Annotated in this window: 17 protein-coding genes; 10 read left to right on the forward strand and 7 right to left on the reverse strand. The window is 70.8% G+C overall.

The features are described from left to right. Positions 1-107: 107 nt before the first annotated feature. Positions 108-857 carry a DeoR/GlpR family DNA-binding transcription regulator gene (locus JIX56_RS06145; protein ID WP_257550754.1) on the reverse strand — a complete coding sequence of 250 codons (750 nt, stop codon included), beginning with the start codon at positions 855-857 and terminating at the stop codon, positions 108-110. A gap of 127 nt (positions 858-984) precedes the next feature. Here JIX56_RS06145 and JIX56_RS06150 point away from each other — a divergent pair, with 127 nt between their 5' ends. From JIX56_RS06150 to JIX56_RS06185, 8 genes are all read left to right on the forward strand, one after another. After that, on the forward strand, positions 985-2,004 hold the full coding sequence (locus JIX56_RS06150) for a carbohydrate kinase family protein (RefSeq protein WP_257537743.1): 1,020 nt from the start codon (positions 985-987) through the stop codon (positions 2,002-2,004). A gap of 53 nt (positions 2,005-2,057) precedes the next feature. Then, positions 2,058-3,338, forward strand: a complete 1,281-nt coding sequence (locus JIX56_RS06155) for an ABC transporter substrate-binding protein (protein WP_257537744.1) — start codon at positions 2,058-2,060, stop codon at positions 3,336-3,338. A 124-nt stretch (positions 3,339-3,462) separates the two neighbouring features. Next, entirely contained in the window at positions 3,463-4,347 is an 885-nt protein-coding gene (locus JIX56_RS06160; protein ID WP_306819936.1) for a carbohydrate ABC transporter permease, read from the forward strand. After that, positions 4,344-5,216 carry a carbohydrate ABC transporter permease gene (locus JIX56_RS06165; protein WP_257537746.1) on the forward strand — a complete coding sequence of 291 codons (873 nt, stop codon included), beginning with the start codon at positions 4,344-4,346 and terminating at the stop codon, positions 5,214-5,216. The genes JIX56_RS06160 and JIX56_RS06165 overlap by 4 nt, the downstream gene beginning before the upstream one ends. A 25-nt stretch (positions 5,217-5,241) precedes the next feature. Continuing rightward, positions 5,242-6,279, forward strand: a complete 1,038-nt coding sequence (locus tag JIX56_RS06170) for an alkaline phosphatase family protein (RefSeq protein ID WP_257537747.1) — start codon at positions 5,242-5,244, stop codon at positions 6,277-6,279. Further along, a complete protein-coding gene (locus JIX56_RS06175; RefSeq protein ID WP_257537748.1) occupies positions 6,276-9,227 on the forward strand; it encodes a glycoside hydrolase family 2 TIM barrel-domain containing protein in 2,952 nt (983 codons plus the stop codon). The genes JIX56_RS06170 and JIX56_RS06175 overlap by 4 nt, the downstream gene beginning before the upstream one ends. Positions 9,228-9,282: 55 nt before the next feature. Beyond that, positions 9,283-11,130, forward strand: coding sequence for a LamG-like jellyroll fold domain-containing protein (locus JIX56_RS06180; RefSeq protein ID WP_257537749.1), 1,848 nt, complete (start codon positions 9,283-9,285; stop codon positions 11,128-11,130). A 26-nt stretch (positions 11,131-11,156) separates the two neighbouring features. Continuing rightward, positions 11,157-12,839, forward strand: coding sequence for a PHP domain-containing protein (locus JIX56_RS06185; protein ID WP_257537750.1), 1,683 nt, complete (start codon positions 11,157-11,159; stop codon positions 12,837-12,839). A gap of 70 nt (positions 12,840-12,909) precedes the next feature. On the opposite strand, the gene JIX56_RS06190 is transcribed toward JIX56_RS06185, so the two are convergent. From JIX56_RS06190 to JIX56_RS06205, 4 genes are read right to left on the reverse strand one after another with little or no spacing between them, the layout of a single operon-like run. Next, positions 12,910-13,365: a MaoC family dehydratase gene (locus JIX56_RS06190; RefSeq protein ID WP_257537751.1), complete on the reverse strand. Its 456-nt coding sequence runs from the start codon at positions 13,363-13,365 to the stop codon at positions 12,910-12,912. Positions 13,366-13,379: 14 nt separating this feature from the next. Then, positions 13,380-14,885, reverse strand: a complete 1,506-nt coding sequence (gene menE, locus JIX56_RS06195; RefSeq protein ID WP_257537752.1) for an o-succinylbenzoate--CoA ligase — start codon at positions 14,883-14,885, stop codon at positions 13,380-13,382. Between the two features lie 51 nt (positions 14,886-14,936). Then, complete coding sequence (locus JIX56_RS06200; RefSeq protein WP_257550755.1) at positions 14,937-15,812, reverse strand: amidohydrolase family protein; 876 nt, start codon at positions 15,810-15,812, stop codon at positions 14,937-14,939. Between the two features lie 20 nt (positions 15,813-15,832). Next, positions 15,833-16,750 (reverse strand): SDR family NAD(P)-dependent oxidoreductase, encoded by a 918-nt coding sequence (locus JIX56_RS06205; RefSeq protein WP_306819826.1) that lies wholly within the window; start codon positions 16,748-16,750, stop codon positions 15,833-15,835. Between the two features lie 232 nt (positions 16,751-16,982). Between JIX56_RS06205 and JIX56_RS06210 the strand changes: the two genes are divergently transcribed. Both JIX56_RS06210 and JIX56_RS06215 read left to right on the forward strand, forming a co-directional pair. After that, complete coding sequence (locus tag JIX56_RS06210) at positions 16,983-17,408, forward strand: MarR family winged helix-turn-helix transcriptional regulator (protein WP_257550757.1); 426 nt, start codon at positions 16,983-16,985, stop codon at positions 17,406-17,408. 43 nt (positions 17,409-17,451) lie between these two features. Continuing rightward, a complete protein-coding gene (locus JIX56_RS06215; RefSeq protein ID WP_443032025.1) occupies positions 17,452-18,270 on the forward strand; it encodes an IclR family transcriptional regulator in 819 nt (272 codons plus the stop codon). A 22-nt stretch (positions 18,271-18,292) separates the two neighbouring features. On the opposite strand, the gene JIX56_RS06220 is transcribed toward JIX56_RS06215, so the two are convergent. Further along, entirely contained in the window at positions 18,293-20,092 is a 1,800-nt protein-coding gene (locus tag JIX56_RS06220; protein WP_257537754.1) for a sulfatase-like hydrolase/transferase, read from the reverse strand. Between the two features lie 283 nt (positions 20,093-20,375). Continuing rightward, a complete protein-coding gene (locus tag JIX56_RS06225; RefSeq protein WP_257537755.1) occupies positions 20,376-21,476 on the reverse strand; it encodes a serine hydrolase domain-containing protein in 1,101 nt (366 codons plus the stop codon). Positions 21,477-21,694 lie beyond the last annotated feature (218 nt).

The raw sequence follows: 21,694 nt of genomic DNA on the forward strand, positions 1-21,694 counted from the left end.
TACCACCTTTGCCGATCGTGCAATTGTGCGGGTCCTCCCGACACCGTGCGTGCGGGCCGTCCCGGCACCCGTTCCGACACGCGTCAGCCGCCCCGTCCCGGGGGCGGTCATGTGATGACCACTTCGGCCCCCGCCTCCTCCAACGACGACCGGGTCACATGGTCCACCGGCCCGTTGGTCACGACCACGTCGAGTTCCCCGGGACCGCAGACCCGCGCCATCCCCGTGCCGGGGAACTTCGCGGAATCGGCGAGCAGGACGACCTTGTCGCCGGCCTTGATCATCGCGCGTTTGACGGGGACCTCGACGACGGTCGTGTCCATCACCTGTCCGCCGGGCCGCACTCCGCTCGTACCGAGGAAGAGCCAGTCGGCGTGCAGCTGACGGAGGTTGTCCTCGGTGAGGAAGCCGACGAGGGAACGGTACTCGCGGCGGACCATGCCGCCGAGCAGGACCAGTTCGATGCCCTCGTCGTCGGCCAGTTCCTCGTAGACCACCAGGTTGCTGGTGATCACGGTGAGGCGGCGGCCGTGCAGCTGCCGGGCCAGCCGGTAGGCGGTGGTCCCGATGTCGAGGAGGACGGACTGGCCGTCGCGGACCATCGACGCGGCCTTCGCCGCTATCGCGTCCTTCTCGGCCACCCGTACCTCGGCGACCTCGGCGAAGGGCTGGTCGCCGTCCTCCACGACCGCGCCGCCGTGCACCCGGGTGAGCAGCCCCTCCTCCTCCAGCCGGACGAGGTCACGCCGGATGGTGGCGGGGCTCACACCGAGCTGTTCGGACAGGTCGGTGACGGCCGCCGGGCCGCCTGATCTCAGGGCCCGCAGGATGAGTTGGTGTCGTCGCTCTGCCAGCACGCGCTGAACAGTACTCGTCATTCCCAATCATTTCCATGCTCACTTCTGCTCGGGTATTGACCAATCTCTCGGATCAGCGCACGATTCCGGGCATCGAATTTGAAGAGTTCTGACGAGAGGTGCACGCGTGGACGACGACCGGCCCGATGTGCTGCTGACCGGGCTGCTCTTCTACGACCTCGTGCTCACGGGGCTGGGAAGGCCGCCGACACCCGGCGAGGAGATCTGGACCGACGGCATGGGCTGCGGTCCGGGCGGCATCGCCAACCTGGCGGTGGCCGCCGCGCGTTTCGGCCTGAAGACCTCCCTGGCGACGGTCTTCGGCGACGACTACTACGGCTTCCACTGCCGTGACGTCCTCGCCGTACAGGAGAACATCGACCTCTCCCTCTCGCGCACCGCCGACGGCTGGCACACCCCCGTCACCGTCTCCCTCGCCCACGGCAACGACCGGGCTCTCGTCACCCACGGCCAGGAGCCGCCGTACTCGCAGGACGTGCTCATGGGCGTGCCGCCCGAGTCGCGCACGGCGCTCGTGCACCTCGAGGCCGAGCCGCGCGAGTGGCTCGCCAAGGCCGCCGCGAACGGCACGCACATCTACGCGGACGTCGGCTGGGACCCCACCCAGCAGTGGTCCCGCGACCTGCTCGACCAACTCGCCCTGTGCCACGCCTTCCTCCCCAACGAGACGGAGGCGATGGCGTACACCCGTACCGACAGCGCGGTCGCCGCGCTCGGCACGCTCAGCGAGCTGGTACCGGTGGCCGTGGTCACACGCGGCGGCGAGGGCGCGGTCGCGGTGGACCAGACGACCGGCGAGTACGCGGAGGTCCCGGCCCTCGACGTCGACGTGCTCGACGCGACGGGCGCCGGAGACGTCTTCGGCGCGAGCTTCGTCGCCGCCTCCCTCGGCGGCTGGCCCCTGGCGGAGCGGCTGCGGTTCGCCGTACTCTCCGCCGGACTGTCCGTGGGCCACCACGGCGGAGGCCTGGCCGCACCCGGTTGGTACGGCGTCGACCGCTGGTGGCGCTCGCTGACCGACCCCGACCTGAAGAAGGCCTACGGCTTCCTCACGGACCGCATCCCCGCCGACGTCGGCCCGCCGGTGCTCCACGCCCCGGTCACCCCGCCCGCGCGGCTCCACTGACCCCCCGCAAAAATCCCTGAAGTACCACGAACAGGAACAAACAGGAGTGACCCGTGGACCTTTCTCGTAGAGGCTTCCTCCAGGCTGCCGTGTTCACCGCGGCAGCCTCCGGCCTGACCGTCGCCTGTGGTGGCGACTCGGAATCCGGCGGTACCAAGAACGGCAAGAACCTGACCATGTGGTACTGGGGCGGCGCCCTCAGCGACAAGGTGGTCACCGAGGCCAAGACCCACTTCAAGGGCCAGATCAAGCTGACCAGCGCCTCCATCGGCGGCGACTTCAAGCAGAAGCTCACCACCACCCTCTCGGCGGGCGGCGACTCGGTGCCGGACATCACCGGCATCAAGGGCGAGGACATCGCCTCCTTCCTCCCCAACGCCGACCGCTTCCTCGACCTGAACGACCTGGGCTTCAAGAAGATCTCGTCCCAGTACCTGGAGTGGAAGACCAAGCTCGCCCAGACCGAGGACGGCAAGCAGATCGGGTTCCCGATCGACATCGGTCCCACCGCGCTCTTCTACCGCGCGGATCTGTTCGACAAGGCCGGGCTGCCCACCGACCCGGCCAAGGTCGCCGCCGAGGCCAAGACCTGGGACGACTACTTCGCTCTCGGCACCGAGCTGAAGAAGGCACTGCCCGACATCTTCCTGGTCAACAACATCAGCTCGGTGTTCAACATCGCGGTCGGCCAGGGCACCAAGCGGTTCATCGACGAGGACAACCACTTCATCGGCGACCAGGACCACATCCGCACCGCGTGGGAAACGGCGATCCGCCCCTACACGCTCGGCATCGACGCCAAGATCAACGACCAGACCTGGAACGCCGCCATCGGCAAGAACCTGGCCACCGAACTCGGCGCCGCCTGGCACGCGCTGGACATCGAGTCGGCCGCCCCGGGCACCAAGGGCAAGTGGCGGGTCTGCGCGACGCCCAATGGGCCGGCCAACCAGGGCGGCTCCTACCTGGCCCTGCCCTCGCAGTGCCGGAACCCCGAAGAGGCGTTCAAGATCATCAGCTGGATCCTCAGCCCGGACAACAACGCCAAGAGCTACACCGACGCCGCCATCTTCCCCGCCTCCCCGGCCACGTACGCGATGGACGCCATGACGGGTCCCGACGCATTCTTCGGCGGGCAGAAGATCATCGAGGTCTTCGGCCCGGCCGCCGAGGCCATCCCCGTGAGCTACGAGGCACCCGCCGACTCGGCGGTCATGGCTCCCTTCATGGCCGAGCTGAGCAGCATCGAGGCCAAGGGCAAGAAGCCCGACGACGCCTGGAACGACGCAGTGAGCCAGGCCAAGCAGATCGCCCGGCGACAGGGGGTGAACTGAGGTGTCGTCCCCTCCGGTCACCGGCCCCGCCACGGTGCGCGAGCACCGCGGCGGGCCGGGCCCGGCCCGTTTCCGCCCGCGGCGCACCCCGCCCGCGGGCGCCGCACGAACCGGGCGTCGCGGGGTGCTGTCGTACTGGCGGCAGTACCTGGCGATCTCGCCCTTCTATCTGATCTTCGCCGCGTTCTCCTTCGCTCCCGTCTTCTATTCGCTGTACCTGTCCTTCCAGCGCTACGACGGCCTGGGCACCAAGCAGTTCGTGGGTCTGCAGCAGTACGAGTTCCTCTGGAACGACCCGGTCTTCTGGCTGTCGATCCGCAACACCCTGCTGATCTGGGTGCTGTCCACGGTGCCCACGCTGTTCGGCGCCCTGGTGCTGGCGACGCTGCTGCACTCGGTGCGCCGCTTCAAGGGCTTCTACCGCATCGCCCTGTACATACCGAACGTCACCTCGATCGTCGCCGTGGCGATCTTCTTCGGCGCGGTGTTCAGCAACAACTTCGGGCTGGTCAACGCGATCCTGGGCACGGTCGGCATCGAGCCCGTCCCGTGGCTGAGCAATCCATGGCTGATCAAGGTGGTGATCGCGGCGCTGATGACCTGGATGTGGACCGGCTACAACATGATCATCTATCTGGCCGGCCTCCAGGCCATTCCGCAGTCGATCTATGAGGCGGCCAAGATGGACGGCGCCGGCCCCGTCCGCACCTTCTTCCAGATCACCATTCCGATCATGCGGCCGATCATCCTGTTCACCGTCGTCATCTCGACCATCAACGGTCTGCAGAGCTTCAGCGAACCCCAGGTGCTCTTCGCCAGCAACGCGGCCAACGCGAACCTCGGCGGCCCCGGCCAGGCGGGCCTGACCACGCTGCTGTACTTCTACCAGTCGGCCTTCCTCGACAACGACTACGGCTATGGCGCCGCCATCGTGTGGGCCTTCTTCGTACTGATCATCGTGCTCGTCGTCATCAACTGGCGCATCGTGCAGCGAGGGAGGAAGTCATGACGACAGCCGCCACCACATCGCCGGCCACGGGCGCGAAGCGGCGGCTACGGCGCCCCAAGGGCCTGACCGCGCACCTCCTCCTCATCCTGGCCGTCCTGATCTCGGTCTTCCCGTTCGTGTGGACGATCGTGATGGCGACCAACACCACCAAGGACATCTACAAGAGCCCACCGAAGCTGACCTTCGGCTCGCATCTGCTGGAGAACATCCGGAACGTGCTCAACACCATCGACTTCTTCGGGTCGATGCTCAACACGCTCGTCGTCGCGTGCGTCACCACGGTGCTGGTGCTGTTCGTCGACTCCCTGGCGGCCTTCGCCTTCGCCAAGTTCGACTTCCCCGGGCGCAAGGTGCTCTTCGGCACCCTGCTGGTGTTCATGATGCTGCCGCTCCAGCTGGCCGTCCTACCGCAATTCATCCTGATGTCCGAGCTCGGCTGGGTCGGCATGCTCAAGGCGCTGGTCTGGCCCGCCCTCGCCAACGCCTTCGGCATCTTCTGGCTGCGCCAGTACATCGAGAACGGTGTGCCCGACGAACTGCTCGACGCGGCGCGCATCGACGGCGCCGGGTTCTTCCGTCAGTACTGGAACGTCGCACTGCCGATGATCAAGCCGGCGATGTCCTTCCTCGCCATCTACGTCTTCGTCAATGCCTGGAACGACTACATCTGGCCCCTCATCGTGCTCACCAACCCCGACCACGTCACGCTCCAGGTCGAGCTCGCCCAGCTCAACGTCGGCCACAGCACCGACTACAGCATGGTCATGGCCGGTGTGCTCATGGCGGCCATCCCCCTGGTCGTCGTCTTCAGCGTCTTCGCGCGCGGGTTCATCGCGGGCGCCACCGAAGGCGCGGTCCAGGGCAGCTGAACCGGTGTCGAGTGAGGGGGGTGCGGTGGTGGATGTCGTCGGCGCGGGACGGCCGGGGCGCGCCAAGGTCCTCGTGGTGGGGATGGACGGGGTGCGCTACGACCGGCTGCCCCTCCCACGGCCTCCGGCCGGGAAGACCCCCGTCCCCCTTCGCGCGCCGGCCACGGCACCCGTGCTGCACGGCTTGATGGCCGCGGGCGCCCACGGCAGCAGCCTGCTGCCCTACGGCGAGGTGGACGGCCAGGCCGAGAACGGGCCGTCCACCAGCATGGCCTACACCGACTCCGGCCCCGGCTGGTCGAGCGTGCTGACCGGGGTGTGGCCCGACCGGCACGGGGTGACCGGCAACGACTTCACCGGCGCCGACTACGCCCGCTACCCCGACTTCCTCAGCCGGGCCGTCACCGCGCGGCCCGGTCTGCGTGCGGTGGCCGCGGTGTCCTGGCCGGAGCTGGTCCGCCGCGGCATCCTCGGCCCCGCCATCGGCAGCCGCGTGCGGTACGACGGCGAGTCCGACGGTTACGGGAGCGCGGACCGCCTTGTCGCCGATACCGTCGTGCGGTGGCTCACCGAGGACGACCCGGACGTCGTGTTCGCGTACTTCGGCGCCACCGACGAGGCCGGCCACGCCACGGGCCCCCTCAGCCCCGCCTACGACCGGGCCCTCCTCGCCCAGGACGCCCACCTCGGGCGGCTGCTGGACGCCGTCGAGGCCCGGCGCTCCGACCCCGCCCGTGCGGACGAGCACTGGACGGTGGTGGTCACCACGGACCACGGACATCTCGACACGGGCGGCCACGGGGGCGACACACGTGCCGAGCGAGAGGTCTTCGTCGTCCTCGCCGAGCCCGGAACCCTCGGAAGGACCGGAACGCCCGGAAAGCCTGGAAGGCTTGGAACGCCCGGCGGCACCCTGCTGGAATCGCCCCGCCTCATCGACATCGCCCCCACCGTCCTGGACCGTCTCGGCATCCCCGTCGACCCCGCCTGGGGCCTCCAGGGCCGGGTCCTGCCCTGGTCGGCCACGTCCCCTCCGCCACCACCCACTTCGGAACGGTCATGACCGACGCGCTCTTCGCCCTGCGCCCCTGGGAAGCACCTGAGGTGACCTCCTGGGGGCGGCTGCCCATGAACGCCGTCGACCGGCGCGCCCAGGCGCTGTCGCTCGACGGCCGCTGGCGGTTCCAGCTCCTGCCGTCGCCCGAGCGAGAACCGGGCCCCGGCTGGTCGTGGGCCCGACTTCCCGGTTCCTGGGCCCTCCAGGTGGCGGAGGACCCCCCGCAGTACACCAACGTCCGGATGCCGTGGGCTCAGTTCCCGCCGGGTTCGCCGGCCGAGAACCCGACCGGTGTGTACGAGCGGGAGATCGACATACCCGCCGACTGGGCCGGCCGCCGGATCGTCCTCCATGTCGGCGCCGCCGAGAGCGTGCTGCTGGTCCACGTGGACCAGCGGCCCGTCGGCATCTCCAAGGACTCCCATCTGGCCGCCGAGTTCGACCTCTCGGACCTGGTCCTCCCCGGGGAGAGGGCCACCGTGCGGCTCACGGTGGTGAAGTGGTCCGACGCCTCGCACATCGAGGACCAGGACCAGTGGTGGCTCGGCGGGATCACCCGCTCGGTGCTGCTGTACGCCACCGATCCGCTGTATCTCGCGGACGTCAGCGTGCGGACGCGGTGCGACGGGGAGCTGCGGGTGGACTGCTGGGTGCGCTCGGCCGCGGGGGCGGGCGCGCTGCCCGAGGGGTGGTACGTCAGCGGGGAACTGGACGGTCGACTGCTCGCCCAGGACCGCGAGTTCGACCGGCTCAACGCCGAGGACGAGCGGGTCTCCGACTTCCTCGGCGAGGCCCGTATGGGGACGGTCGTCCCCGACGTACGGACCTGGAACGCCGAGACCCCCGAGCTGTACGACCTCACCGTCCGCCTGCACCGCGCCGACGGCACGGTCGCCGACACCTCGCACCACCGGATCGGCTTCCGCGAGGTCGAGATCCGCGGCCGGGACCTGCTGGTCAACGGGGAGCGGGTCTACCTCCGGGGCGTGAACCGGCACGACTTCCACCCGCTGACGGGGCGGACGGTGTCGTACGAGGACATGCGCGCGGACCTGCTCACGCTGAAGCGGTTCGGCTTCAACGCGATCCGTACCGCGCACTACCCGAACGACCCCGCCCTGTACGACCTCGCGGACGAGCTCGGCTTCTACGTCGTCGACGAGGCGGACATCGAGTCGCACGACCACGCCCATGAGATCGCCGACGACCCGCGCTATCTGGGCGCCTTCGTGGACCGCGTCTCCCGTATGGCGCTGCGGGACAAGAACCATCCGTCGGTGATCGTCTGGTCGCTGGGCAACGAGTCCGACTACGGGGCCAACCACGACGCGGCGGCGGGCTGGCTGCGACGCCACGATCCGACGCGGCCGGTGCAGTACGAGGGTGCCGCGAAGCTGGACTGGGCGGCCACGGACGACGCCTCCGACATCGCCTGCCCGATGTACGCGCCCATCGAGGACTGTGTGGCGCACGCGCTGTCGGGTGAGCAGACCCGGCCGCTGATCCAGTGCGAGTACTCGCACGCCATGGGCAACAGCAACGGCACCCTGGCCGACACGTGGGCCGCCATCGAGGGCACCCCAGGTCTTCAGGGCGGGTTCATCTGGGAGTTCTGGGACCACGGCATTCTCCAGCGGGTGAGCGATGGCAGACCGGCCGGGCGCGGTGGCGTCGGGCTGTACGAGAACGGAGTCGCCGGCCCCGGCCTGCGCTGGGCCTACGGCGGCGACTTCGGCGAGACGATCCACGACGGCGCCTTCATCGCCGACGGGGTCGTCTTCCCCGACCGCACGCCCAAGCCGGTGATGTTCGAGCACCGGGAGATCGCCGCCCCGGTGCGGCTGTCCGTGGAGGGCGAGGGCACCTGGCGGGTCCTGCGGGTGCACAACCGGCAGCATTTCCGCGATCTGTCGTGGCTGGCCGCCGAGTGGGAGTTCGCGGCGGCCGACGGCGGGACCTGGACGGTGCCGGCCCAGCTGCCCGCCGTACCGCCCGGCGGCTCGGCCGTCATCGACCGGCCCGAGGTGCCGGGCGGGGCCGGTGAGATCTGGCTGACGCTGCGCGTGACGACCGCCGCCGACGAGCCCTGGGCACCGCGCGGCACCGAGGTGTGCTGCCCGCAGATCCAGTGGTACGAGGCGGACGCGGGCGAGCCGGTGGTGGGCGCCGAGGAGGAGCTCGGGCACATCCCCCCGCCGGAGACGGACGAGAACGGGCTGCTGCTGCACCCGCTGCTCGCCTCCCCGCCGGGCTTGAGCCTGTGGCGGGCCCCGACCGACAACGACGTCCTCGGCGGCATGGCCGGGCGCTGGCGTGAACTGGGTCTGGACCGCGTCGAGCGCGAGCCGGTCGCCGTGGAGCGCAAGGGTTCCACCGTGCGGGTCCGGTCCCGCTGGATGACGGGGGCCGGGGCCGTCGAGCACGAGCAGACGTTCACGGCGCTGGTGGACGGCCGGGTGCTCGTCGAGGAGACGGCCGTCCTGCCCGAGGAGCTGACGGACGTGGCCCGCGTCGGCACGGTGTTCGAGACCGTCGGCGGCTTCGACCACCTGGCCTGGTACGGCCAGGGTCCCTGGGAGAGCTACCCGGACCGCGCGGCCGGGGCGCCCGTCGGCCACCACTCGGCCGCCGTCGACGAGTTGTTCACCCCTTATCTGCGGCCGCAGGAGAGCGGGGGCCGGCACGGCGTACGGCACTTCACGCTCAGCGGAGGCCGGCATGCTCTGGGCGTACGGCTGGACCGGCCCCGGCAGGTCTCGGCGACCCGCCATCGCGCCACCGATCTGGCAGCCGCCGCGCACCACGACGAACTGGCGCCGCGGCCGGGGTGCGTGGTGCACATCGACGCGGCACACCGAGGGCTGGGCACGGCGTCGTGCGGGCCCGACACCTCGCCCGCGTATCTCGTTCCGCCGGGTGTCCACCGCTGGTCGTGGACGCTGCGCGCGCTCTGATCCCATCCCCCTCGTTCCTTCCTTCCTCTCTCACGAACCTTCCTACGGAGCACACGTGTGTACTTCGCATGAGCACGACCAGGGCGAGGCGGCCCAGGCAGGCGCGGGCAGACGCCAGTTCCTGCGCGCGACCGCGCTGGTGGGGGCGGCGGCCACCACCGCCGCCACGCTGCCGGCGGCCACCGCGCAGGCCGCCGGCGCCGAGTCCGCGGCCTCCACCGCACGGTGGCGGCCCGACCCGGACAGCCGCCGCTTCACACTGGCGGTGATGCCCGACACGCAGTACCTCTTCGACGGGCCGAGCATCGACAAGGCGCCCGTCGAGGCGTCGCTGCGTTATCTGTTGGAGCACGGGGGGGAGGAGAACATCGTCTTCCTCTCCCACCTGGGCGACCTCACGGAGAACGGCGCACAGGCCGAAGTCACCGCGATCAGTGAGGCGTTCGCACTCCTGGACCGGCGAGGCGTGGGCTACAGCGTCCTCGCGGGCAACCACGACGTGAAGTCGTCGACGAACGACCAGCGCGGCGCGACCCCCTACCTGGACGCGTTCGGGCCCCGGCGCTTCCAGGGCAAGAAGACGTTCGGGGGCGCCTCCCCCGACGGCTACAACACCTTCCACCTGTTCCGGGCCGCCGGGCGTGAGTGGATGGTGCTCGCGCTGGACTGGCGGCTGTCGGCGCAGGGGTACGCCTGGGCCGAGGACGTGATCGCCCGGCATCCGAAGACGCCGGTGATCCTCACCACGCACGAACTGGTCGTCGACGACGACACCCTGTCGTCGTACGGGCAGCAGTTGTGGGACCGGCTGATCGAGGACCACGACCAGATCTTCCTGACCCTCAACGGCCACTACTGGCCGGCGGCCCGCGCGACCCGCGAGAACGCGGCGGGCAACGAGGTCCACCTCCACCTGACGAACTACCAGAACCGGTACTTCGGCGGCGCGGCGATGATCCGCCTGTACCGCTTCGACCTCGACCGGAACACCATCGACGTGGAGACCGTCTCCCCGTGGATCCTGGGCCGTGCCGCGAAGGGGCTCAACGAGCTGGAGCGGCAGGAGATGGAACTGAGCGGCGACGCCGACCGGTTCTCGGTCGACATCGACTTCGCCGAACGTTTCTCCGGCTTCGCCCCGGTGCCGGCTCGTCCGGCACGGCCCGTGTCGCGGATGCTGCTCCCGGGCACGGTCGCCTACTGGCGCTTCGAGGCACCCGCGACGGACACCGTGCGGGATCTCTCCGGGCGCGGCAACGACCTCACGCTCGTCTCGGTGGGCGGCGGCGAGCTGGGCTGGTCCGCCGACCACCACCCCGACCAGCCCGGACACGGCAGCCTGGAGTTCCAGGGCTACAAGTCGCCGCTGCGGGGCGCGTATCTGCGTACGGTCGACGGGGCGCCGCTCAACTCGGCGACGTTCAGGGACGGTTACACCATCGAGGCGTTCTACCGGCTGCCCGCCGACTGGGACCCCGCGCACCACGCCTGGGGCGGTCTGGTCAGCCGCACCGGCACGGGTGGCGCCGCCGGCAAGACCGAGGGCGACCCCGACGAGCCGCTCGCCACGCTGTCCCTCTCCGACGGCCCGGGGCCGCAGTGGGCGGTGCGGCCGCTCAACCAGCAGGGCATCGCCACCAACTGGGGCGACGAGACGGCACCGGAGCGGTGGTGGCACGTCGCCGTCGTCAACGACGGCAGGCACACCACGATGTACGTGCAGGGCTGCCCGGTCGCCCGCAACCCGCACGCCCCCGCCGTGGGCCTCACCTCCGTCGGCCTCCCCTGGCTGCTCGGCGGCTACGAGTACGGCGGCAGGATCGACCAGATCCTGCACGGACGGCTCGGTGACGTCCGCATCGTCGAACGGGCGCTGCCCGTCAAGTCGTTCATGAATCACTGAGACCCCGGAAGGGCCTTCCCACCACCATGTCCGAGCAGCAACTGCCCGTCTGGGCCGATCCGTCCGTCTCCCCCGCCGACCTCGACCCGCAGGGCGTGTCCCGCCGTGGACTCCTGCGCGGCGCGGGCCTCTTCGGCACCGCCTTCGCCCTGGGCGCCGCGGGCTCCCTCGCGGCACCGGCCGTCGCCTCCGCCGGCTCCCCGCACTACGGCGGCGACGACCCGCGCCTCGCCTACCTCGTCGGCGACCACCACATCCACACCGTGTACAGCCATGACGCCAAGTACACGTTCTCCCAACTGGCCGCGGCGGGCGCCAAGTACGGCCTCGACTGGATGGTGTTCACCGAGCACTCCAACTTCGGGCACGCCGACTTCGGGGCCGCGCTGGAGCACAAGGAGATCCTGAAGGCCCGCGCCGAGAACCCGCGCCAGCTGATCTTCCAGGGCCTGGAGTGGTACATCCCGGCCGCCGAGCACTGCACGGTCTTCACGACCCCCGGCCCGCACGAGGTCGACCTCCTCACCCGCTTCGAGAGCGCGTACGACGGCAAGCTGCTGGGCTACACGGACGGTTCCGTGGGCGGCGCGAACACCGCCCGCAACGAGGAGCACGCCGTCAAGGCCATCAAGTGGCTGGCCGAGCAGCGCCGTACGGGGTACGTCGACGACGTACTGGTGCTGGCCAACCACCCCCTGCGCCTGGGCATCGACTCCCCGCACGAGATGCGGAACTGGCGGGACGCGGCCCCCGAGATCATGATCGGCATGGAGGGCGCGCCCGGCGCCCAGGGCGCGGCGATCCCCGGCTGGCGCGGGGCGACCTCGATGCGCGGCGAGTACGAGAACAAGCCGTCGGCCCAGTCGTGGCCCGGTTACCCGGCGGAGGCGTACCTCACCTACGGCGGCTTCGACTGGTCGACGGCGACCGTGGGAGGCCTCTGGGACGCCATGCTCGCCGAGGGCAAGCTGTTCTCGATCACCACCAACTCGGACGCCCACCGGATCGTCTTCGACACCTGGAAGAACGGCGACTGGGCGGCCGGGCAGACCTTCGACAACACCGGCAGGCTGCCCGACCCGGTGAACACCAGCACCCCGCAGCCCGGCAGCGACTTCTGGCCCGGCCAGTTCAGCCGCACCCATGTCGGCGTGACCCGCTACGGCTACCGCGCGGTGATGGCGGGCCTGCGGGCGGGCCGCGTCTGGCTCGACCACGGCCATCTGCTCGACGGCCTGGACGTGCGCGTGAAGCGCGACCGCGACCACGGCCGAGGCGTCACCCTGGGCGGCCGACTGCGTGTCCGCAAGGGCGAGAAGCTCACGCTGACGGTGACCGTGACGACCGCCTCCCGCCCCAACGCCCAGGGAATCCTCCCGGAGTTGGCCCACGTCGACGTCATCCGGGGCGCGGTGCGCGGCCCGGTGACCGACCGCGACGCCTGGCAGGCCCCCGCCACCAAGGTGGTGCGCACGTGGGACGTGAGCGGCCGCAAGGGCACGTACACCCTCCGCATCCCGCTCACGGCCGGGGCGGAGTCCTTCTACGTCCGCCTGCGCGGCAGCGACGGCAAGCGGAACGGGCCGGGCTACCTGGGCGCGTCCATCGACCCGCACGGCCCGATCCCCCACGAGCCGGGCAACGGCGACCCGTGGGAGGACACGTGGTTCTACTCGAACCCGGTGTTCGTGGACGTGTCAGGAGGCTGAGGGACGCGCCCTGAAGGGGCGCGGGGAACTGCGCGACCAGCCACGACGGTCCCGCAGTTCCCCACCATCCTCACGCGTAGAACCGAGACAGGCTCTGCAGCACAGCCGCGGGCTTGGGCGCACCCTCGATCTCGATCGTGCCGTCGACGGTGATCTGCACCCCACCCGGCACATCCTCGACCGAGGCGAGCTTGCCCACCAGGCGGATCTTCGACCCCACCTTCACCGGCGACGGAAAACGCACCTTGTTCAGTCCGTAGTTGACCTTCGTCGAGACCCCCTCGACATCCAGCAGCTCGGTGAAGAGCGGGATGAACAGCGAAAGGGTCAGGTACCCGTGGGCGATGGGCGCCCCGAAGGGGCCGGCCGCCGCCTTCTCCGGGTCCACGTGGATCCACTGGTGGTCCCCCGTGGCGTCGGCGAACGTGTTGATGCGCTCCTGAGTGACCTCGATCCACTCACTCGTGCCGAGGTCGCTGCCGGCGAGCTTCTTGAGTTCGTCGATGCCGTTGACGGTGATGCTCATATGAGGTTCCTTGGCTAAGAGTCGGTGCCGTAGCGCTTGCGCACCCTGGCCTTGAGGAGCTTTCCGGAGGCGGTGCGCGGGAGTTCGTCCGCGACCACCACCGACTTCGGGATCTTGTACTTGGCGAGCCGTCCGGCCAGCGAGGCCAGCACCTCGTCCGGGTCCAGGTCGGCGCCCTCACGCGGCACCACGACCGCGCGCGGCACCTCGCCCCACTTGTCGTCCGGTACGCCGATGACCGCGCACTCGACGATGTCGGGGTGGGCGAGGAGCTGGTCCTCGATCTCGGCGGGGTAGATGTTCTCGCCCCCCGAGATGATCATGTCCTTGATGCGGTCGACGATGAAGACGTAGCCGTCCTCGTCGACCCGCGCGGCGTCCCCGCTGCGGAACCAGCCGTCGGCGAAGACCGCGGCCGTCTCCTCGGGCAGCCCCCAGTAGCCGGGCATGACATGCGGTCCGCGGACGACGACCTCGCCGGGCTCGTCGACGTCGACCGGTGTCATGTCCGGCCGTACGACCCGCACATCGCTGAAGAAGTGCGGCACGCCCGCCGAACCGGCCTTGCTCACGGCGTGCTCCGCGTCGAGGAAGAGCGTGCCGGGGGCCGCCTCCGTCATGCCGTAGCCCTGGAGGAAGGTGAGCCCGCGCTCCTGGTACTTGGCGATGAGCGGGGTCGGGACCGGGGAGCCGCCGCAGGAGAGCATGCGCAGCGACGACAGGTCGGCGTCCGCCCAGCGCGGGTGCCGGCCGATCTGGTCGAACATGGTCGGCACGCCGAACATGAACGTGATCCGGTGCCGTTCGATCAGGTCGAAGGTGGCCTCCGGGACGAAGGCCTCGACCAGGACGCACGTGCCGCCCTTGAGCAGCACCGGCAGGGTGAGCATGTTCAGCCCGGCCGTGTGGAACAACGGGGCGGAGACCAGGGCGCGTTCGTCGGTGATGACGTCCTGGTCGACGAGGACGTTGACGGCGTTCCAGATGATGTTGCCGTGCGTGAGCATCGCGCCCTTGGGGCGGCCCGTCGTCCCCGAGGTGTACATGATGATGCAGGTGTCGTCGGCGGTGACGGGCTGGTCGATCGGCTCGTCCTCGGCGTCGGCGAGCAGCGCCTCGTACTCGCTGCCGACCTCGACGTACGTACGGACGTCACTGCTGCCCGGCAGTCCCGCGACGATCCCGGTGAACGCGGAGGCGTACACCAGCGCCTTGGCCCCGGAGTCCGCCAGCTGGTAGGCGATCTCGGGGCCCGCGAGGCGCGTGTTGAGCGGGACGAAGACCGCGCCGAGGGTGCCGGCGGCGAACAGCGTCTCCAGGTACGAGGGGTGGTTCGGACCGAGGTAGGCGATCCGGTCGCCGCGGCGTACGCCGGAGGCGCGCAGGGCGTGGGCGAGGCGCGTGGTGCGCTCGTAGAGCTCTCCGTAGGTGATGCTCGTGTCACCGTGGATCAGCGCGGTGCGCTGCGGGGTCTTGCGGGCCCGGCGGGCGGGCCACGACCCCAGTCCCTCATTGCGCATGTCTGTGCCCCTGTCCGTCATTGCACATGGGGTGTGTCCCTCACGGTTTCGTCATGGCTTCGTCAGTCCGAGCAGCCGGGCGGCGTTCTCCTTCAGGATCTTCGGCTTGACCTCGTCCTTGATCGGCAGCTTCTCGAAGTCGGCGAGCCAGCGGTCGGGGGTGAGGACGGGGTAGTCCGAGCCGAAGAGCACCTTGTCCTTGAGCAGGGTGTTCGCGTACTGCACCAGCTGCGGCGGGAAGTACTTCGGCGACCAGCCGGACAGGTCGATGTGCACACCCGGCTTGTGTGTGGCCACCGCGAGCGCCTCGTCCTGCCAGGGGAAGGACGGGTGCGCCAGGATGATCTTCAGATGCGGGAAGTCGGCGGCCACGTCGTCCACGTGCAGCGGGTTGGAGTACTTCAGGCGGATGCCACCGCCGCCGGGGACGCCGGCGCCGATGCCCGTCTGGCCGGTGTGGAAGAGGGCGATCGTGCCCGTCTCCTCGATGACCTCGTACAGGTCGTACGCCACCGAGCGGTCGTTGGGGAAGAAGCCCTGGATGCTGGGGTGGAACTTGAAGCCCTTCACCCCGTACTCCTCGACCAGACGGCGGGCCCGCTTCACGCCCGCCTTGCCGCGGAAGGGGTCGATGGAGGCGAAGGGGATGAGCACGTCCGCGTTGGCGGCGGCCGCCTCGGCGACCTCCTCGTTCGGGACGGGCTCGGTGCCGGTCGCGGACTCGGCGTCCACCGTGAAGATCACGGCGGCCATCTTCCGCTCGCGGTAGTAGGCGGCCGTCTCCTCGATGGTCGGCTTCCGCTTGCCCTCGACCTTGAAGTAGGCGGAGGAGGCGTCGTGCAGATCGTCGTCCAGGGAGGAGTTGCCCTTGGAGGACACCTCCGCGTGGGTGTGGACGTCGATCGCGACCAGTTCCTCGACGTCCATGGCGGGCCTGTCGGGGCTCATCACGCCTCCGGGATCTTCGGGGCGGGGATGCCCACGGTCTGCGGCTCGGCGCCCAGCGAGGTCGGCCAGACGTCGGCGAGGGCCTCGGGGGTCCAGCCGCCGTTCGCGTACGCCGTCTTGATCTCCTGCGGATGCGACCAGAGTGCCACCTTGTCGCCGCCGATGCCGATGGCCTGGCCGGTGACACCGCGGGCGGCCTCGGAAGCGAGGAACGGGACGAGCGCCGCGCAGTCCTCGGGGGTGCCGAAGCCCTCGCCCTTGCGCAGGAAGTCCGGGAACGGCTTGCCCTCGCGCAGCGCCTCGACGTACGGGGCGAAGACCGGGATGGTCTCGGTCATGGCGGTGGCGGCGACCGGGACGATCGCGTTGACGGTGATGTTCGCGCGGCCCAGCTCCATCGCCCAGGTGCGGGCGAAGGCCGCGATGCCGGCCTTGGCGGCGGCGTAGTTCGTCTGGCCGAAGTTGCCGCGCTGGCCGGCCGGGGAGCCGACGAGGATCAGGGAGCCGCCCTCGCCCTGCTCGCGCATACGGATCGCGGCGGCGCGGGCGCAGGTGAAGGTGCCCTTGAGGTGGGTGGTGATCACCGCGTCGAAGTCGTCGTCCGACATCTTCCACAGGACCTTGTCGCGCAGGATGCCCGCGTTGGTGACCAGGATGTCGAGCCGTCCGAACTCCTCCACCGCGCGGCCCACCAGCCGGTCCGCCGCCTCGGTCGTACCGACGGCGACGACCTCGGCCACGGCCTTGCCGCCTGCCTCGGTGATGGACTTCACGGCCGCCTCGGCCACGGCCTCGTCGATGTCGTTGACGACGACGGAGGCACCGGCGGCGGCGAGGGCCTGTGCGTAGGCGAGGCCGAGGCCACGGCCACTGCCCGTGACGACGGCGACCTTGCCGGTGAGATCGATGCTGGGCACGAGGGGATCCCTTCGGATGGGGTGCGACGGTCGACGCCGCGAAGCGCCGGCCGACTGCGGCTACGAGATCGAAGCTAAGAGCAATAGTTGTTGACGTCAATAGTTGTTGTTCCCCGGGCGTTGCGTCATGCTGGGGGAAATACGTACGCCCCCCGGGGCCTCGACCAGGGAGCCCGCCATCGCCGGCCAGCAGACGCAGGACGCCGCCTCGATCGATGGGCATGAGCCGTGGATGCGCGGGCTGCACGCGGACACGGGCTATCTGCTGTACCGCCTGGGCCTGCGGTCCGGGCAGCTGTTCAACTCGTCCCTCCAGGAGTCGGGCCTGCGGCTGCGGCACTACGCGCTGCTGCGTTTCCTCGCCACCTCACCGGGCGCGCTGCAACGCGAGCTGAGCGCCTCGCTCGGCTATGACCCGAGCGCGATCGTGGGCCTGGTGGACGACCTGGAGAAGCTGGGCTTCGCCGAGCGGCGCCCCTCCCCCGACGACCGCCGCAGCCGGATCATCGTCCTCACCGAGGACGGCCGGTCCTTCCTGCGCGACACCGACGAGGCCGGGCAGCGCGTCACGAACGAGCTGCTGGAGCCCCTCGACACCGCCGAGCGCGAGACACTCCACGTACTGCTGCAGAAGGTCGCCGAAGCCGGACTGGGGTGACACCATGCCGATGACCACCGACGCGCTCCCGTCGCCGGGGCCCATGCCCCAGCAGAGCGCGCCGACGGGAGCCACCCGCTCCGCCCCCGACCGGCTGCTCGCCGTGCTGGCCGCCTTCGACCACGATCATCCGGCGCTCTCCCTCACCGACATCAGCCGCCGTGCCGGGCTGACGCTCACCACGGCGCACCGGCTGGTGGGCGCGCTCACCGAGTGGGGTGCCCTGGAGCGGGACCCGTCCGGGGTCTACCACGTCGGGCTCAGGCTCTGGGAGGTCGCGGCGCTCGCCCCGCGCGGGCTCGCCCTGCGGCAGATCGCGCTGCCGTACCTGGAGGACCTGTACGAGGCCACGCACGAGAACGTGCAGCTGGCGGTGCGCGACGGCGACGAGGTCGTCTACATCGAGTGGCTCTCCGGACGCTCCGCCGTCGGCGTCCACATCCGGGTCGGCGCCCGCTGGCCCCTGCACGCCACGGGCGTGGGCCTGGCCCTCCTCGCGCACGGCGACCCCTCGTCCCAAGAGGCCTATTGCCAGGCGCCGTTGGCCTCCTTCACGCCGTACACCATCATCGACGGGCCCCGGTTGCGGCGCGTACTCGCCGAAGTCCGGCGTACGGGCGTGGCGGTGAGCAGCCGTCAGGTCACCGAGGACGCGCTGTCGGTGGCCGCCCCGGTGCGCGGGCCGGGCGGGGCCGTGGTCGCCGCCGTGTCGGTCGTGGTGCCCCAGGCAGGCGCCCAGGTACCGGTGTTGACGCCGGCGGTACGGGTGGCCGCGCGCGGGATCTCCCGGGCGCTGGGCTGGCGGCCGGACGAACCCCGGCGGGGGTCACTGATCCCGGGCCGGGGCACCGCTCCTTCCTGACCGGCGGCCGGCCCGCCGGCACCTACTTCCTGGCCACCGCCTGCGCCGCGTACGTCACCGTCGCGCCCGCGTGCGTGGCCGTGCCCCGCGCGGTGAGCCAACCCTGGCCGGCGTCCGCGGCCGGGGTGACCTCCCAGCGGGTGACGAAGCGGCCGCCGGAGCGGATGCGGTCCGTGGTGACCGGGCCGAGGTTGCGCACCTGCCAGTGGTTCGGTGCGACGAGGGCGAGGCGGGCGGCGGTCCAGGGCCGGGCGGAGCCGTTGGCGAAGGTCGCGGTGACGAGGAACTTCCCGCTCTCCCGGGCCACTTGCAGGGTGACTCCGTAGGGCTTGCGCCGGTAGTCGTCCACCCACGAGGACCGCATCAGCCGCACCAGCGCGTCGGCCTGGGCGGGCCGCGCCGCCGCGAGGTCGCGCTGCTCGCCGGGGTCCTTGGCGAGGTCGTACAGCTCGACCTCCCACCGGCTGTCGGGCGCGTTCCGGTCCTGGCCCGGAGCGAACCGCACCGCCTTGAGGTCGCCGCGCCGCACCGCCTCGGCCACGTGCCGCGTCCGGCCCCGGTCGACCCGGTCGGCGCGCGGGGTGACGCCGCTGTGGTTGCGGTAGAAGTACAGGTGGTCGTGGCGGGCCGCCTCGGCGGCGCCGGCGCGCAGCAGCGGTGCCACGGAGAGCCCGTCGATGTCCGACGGGGCGGGCGCGCCGGCGAGTTCGGCGAGGGTCGGCAGCAGGTCGATCAGCGGGGTCGGCCGGTCGGTGGTGCCGACCGGGACACGCTGCGGGGACCAGGCGATGAGCGGGACGCGGATGCCGCCTTCGTACAGGTTGCGCTTGTAGCCGCGCAGCGGGCCGTTGCCGTCGAAGAGGTCGGGGTTGGTGCCGCCCTCCTCGTGGGGGCCGTTGTCGCTGGTGACGAGGACGACGGTGCGCCGGGCGATGCCGTGTGCCTTGAGCCGGTCCACGATGTTGCCGACGAGGGTGTCGAGGCCGGTGACCTGGGCCGCGTGCGCCTTGTCGGGGCGGGTCCAGGGCTCGTCGGCGTACGCGCCGAGCTTCGGGGCGAGGCTCGGGGCGTGCGGCACGGTCGGGGCGAGGAACAGCAGGAACGGCTGGTCCTTGTGGGCGTCGACGAAGCCGAGGGCGCGGTCCTCGATGAGGTGGGGGGCGTAGATCTTGCGGGCGTCGTCCCGGTTCTCGGGGATGCTCTGCTTCTTGCCGTTGTCCCAGAGGTACGTCGGGTAGTAGTCGTGCGCGTGCTTGTGCGTCAGATAGCCGTAGAACTCCTCGAAGCCACGGGAGTTGGGGTGGCTCGGCTGGTTCGGCTCCTCGGGGCCGAAGCCCCACTTGCCGATGAGTCCGGTGCGGTAGCCGAGGGCGCGCAGGGCCTCCGCGAAGGTGAAGTCCTGCTCGGTGAGCGCGCCCTGACCCCCCGGACCCCAGGGGTTCTCGCGGACGGTGGCGTGGCCGCTGTGCAGGCCGGTGAGCAGGGAGCAACGGGAAGGGGCGCAGACGGGGGCGGCGGAGTAGGCGTCGGTGAAGCGCAGTCCCTCGGCGGCCAGGGCGTCCAGGCGCGGGGTGTCGATCAGCCTCTGGCCGTAGGAGCCGAGTTCGCCGTAGCCGAGGTCGTCCGCGAGGACGACCACGAAGTTCAGCCGCTGCGACGGGGTCCGGGCGGCGGGCACGACCGACGCGGACGGCCGGCTCACCTGCGGAACGGCGACGTCCCGGACACCGGCCTTGCGTCCCTCGTGCGCGACACAGCCGGCCGCCGCCCCGGTCACGCCGACGGCGGCGGTCCCGGCGAGAAAACGACGACGGCTGGGCATGCGAACTCCTGGGTGATGGTCGGCGGGTGGTTCGTGATCCGATGGTGGACGGGGCGCTCGGAGCAAAACCATGCACAGGGCATGAACACCTTGTTGCGGCTGGTCACAGAGGTCGCAGGTGATCAATTGTGCGCCCCCCGACCCTAGAGAGGGGGAATGCGGGGTTCTGGTTCCACCGAGATCGAATGATCTTGCCAGAAGGCCGTGCCACGCCGCACACCGGCCCCGGGGAAACCCCGGGGCCGGTGCGGTGGTGCCGCCGATGACGGCTACGCGGTCGGGTTCAGGCCGACAGGCCCTCGTAGACGGCCGCGAGGATCAGGAACGCCCGGTCGTCGCCGAGTCCGCCGTCGTCGATCATCTGGTTCATCATGTACGCCACGGCCATCCGGGCGTCGAGGTCGACCAGGACGATCGAGCCGCCCCAGCCGCCCCAGAAAGCGGTGCGGGGGTTGGGGAGTTGGCCGCCGTTGAGGCCGTATCCCATGCCGTAGCGCATCGGTACGCGCAGGACCCGGTCCGTACCGCTGAACTGCTCCTCCAGGGCACGCTCGCACCCCTTCTCCGACAGCAGGCGCACGCCCCGGGCCGCGCCGCCGCAGGCCAGCAGTGACTGCACGGCGGCGACCGAGCGGGCGTTGCCGTGGCCGTTCGCGGCCGGGATCTCGGCGCGGCGCCAGGCGCTCGTGTTGGCGGTGCCGTCCGGTATGGCGGGGTTGGGCGGCGGGCCGCCGCGGGGTGCGGAGGAGGGCGGCGCGAGGATCGGCGCGACCCGGTGGTCGTGCTCGGCGGTCAGGCCGATGTGGAAGTCGGCGCCCAGCGGGCCCGTGACCTCCTCGGCGAGGAAGGTGCCCAGGGTACGGCCGGTGACCCGGCGGACGATCTCCCCGAGCAGATACCCCTGGGTGACGGCGTGGTAGCCGGCCTCGGTGCCGGGCTCCCAGGCCGGTGCCTGCGCGGCGAGCCGGGAGGTGGCCGTCGGCCAGTCGTACAGGTCCTCCAGGGTCGTGGGCGCGTCGAAGCGGGGCAGGCCGGCCGTGTGCGAGAGCACATGACTGACGCGGACGTTCTCCTTGCCCGCCGCGGCGAACTCGGGCCAGTACGTGGCCACCGGCGCGGTCAGGTCCAGTTCGCCCCGGTCGGCGAGCATCAGCACGCACAGGGCCGTCATCGTCTTGGTCGTGGACCAGACGTGGGTGATGGTGTCCCGCTCCCACGGTGTGGTGCGGGCCGCGTCGGTGTGGCCGCCCCACAGGTCGACCTCCGGCTCACCGTCCACGTACACGGCGACCGAGGCCCCCACGTCCTTGTCGTCCAGCGAGGCGGCGAGCGCCTCGCGCACCGGGGCGAATCGGTCCGTGCACGTGCCGTGAGTCTCCGCCATGAGGGGAAAGTAGCGGCTCGGACCGGGCGGAGCCATCGAATAAGTCACCGGCGGGACCGGTACGGCCACCGGTACGGCCACCGGTACGGCACGGCCCGCCCGGGCGGGCTCGCCGGCCGTCCGCCGGACGTCCTCACCGGGATCTCAGCCGCCGCGCCCCCGATGCCGACCGGGTGCGACGGCGCCACGGACGCCTCCGCGGAGAGCCCGGGAGCGCT

Origin of the sequence: Streptomyces sp. CA-210063 (assembly GCF_024612015.1) — a bacterium.
Lineage (GTDB): Bacteria > Actinomycetota > Actinomycetes > Streptomycetales > Streptomycetaceae > Streptomyces.

Excerpts from the sequence above, each read along its gene's own strand:
- JIX56_RS06185 (WP_257537750.1), top strand. The coding sequence starts at position 11,157 with ATGTCCGAGCAGCAACTGCCCGTCTGGGCCGATCCGTCCGTCTCCCCC.
- JIX56_RS06175 (WP_257537748.1), top strand. The coding sequence starts at position 6,276 with ATGACCGACGCGCTCTTCGCCCTGCGCCCCTGGGAAGCACCTGAGGTG.
- JIX56_RS06200 (WP_257550755.1), bottom strand. The coding sequence starts at position 15,812 with ATGGACGTCGAGGAACTGGTCGCGATCGACGTCCACACCCACGCGGAG.
- JIX56_RS06215 (WP_443032025.1), top strand. The coding sequence starts at position 17,452 with ATGCCCCAGCAGAGCGCGCCGACGGGAGCCACCCGCTCCGCCCCCGAC.
- JIX56_RS06165 (WP_257537746.1), top strand. The coding sequence starts at position 4,344 with ATGACGACAGCCGCCACCACATCGCCGGCCACGGGCGCGAAGCGGCGG.
- JIX56_RS06225 (WP_257537755.1), bottom strand. The coding sequence starts at position 21,476 with ATGGCGGAGACTCACGGCACGTGCACGGACCGATTCGCCCCGGTGCGC.
- JIX56_RS06190 (WP_257537751.1), bottom strand. The coding sequence starts at position 13,365 with ATGAGCATCACCGTCAACGGCATCGACGAACTCAAGAAGCTCGCCGGC.
- JIX56_RS06210 (WP_257550757.1), top strand. The coding sequence starts at position 16,983 with ATGCGCGGGCTGCACGCGGACACGGGCTATCTGCTGTACCGCCTGGGC.
- JIX56_RS06220 (WP_257537754.1), bottom strand. The coding sequence starts at position 20,092 with ATGCCCAGCCGTCGTCGTTTTCTCGCCGGGACCGCCGCCGTCGGCGTG.
- menE (WP_257537752.1), bottom strand. The coding sequence starts at position 14,885 with ATGCGCAATGAGGGACTGGGGTCGTGGCCCGCCCGCCGGGCCCGCAAG.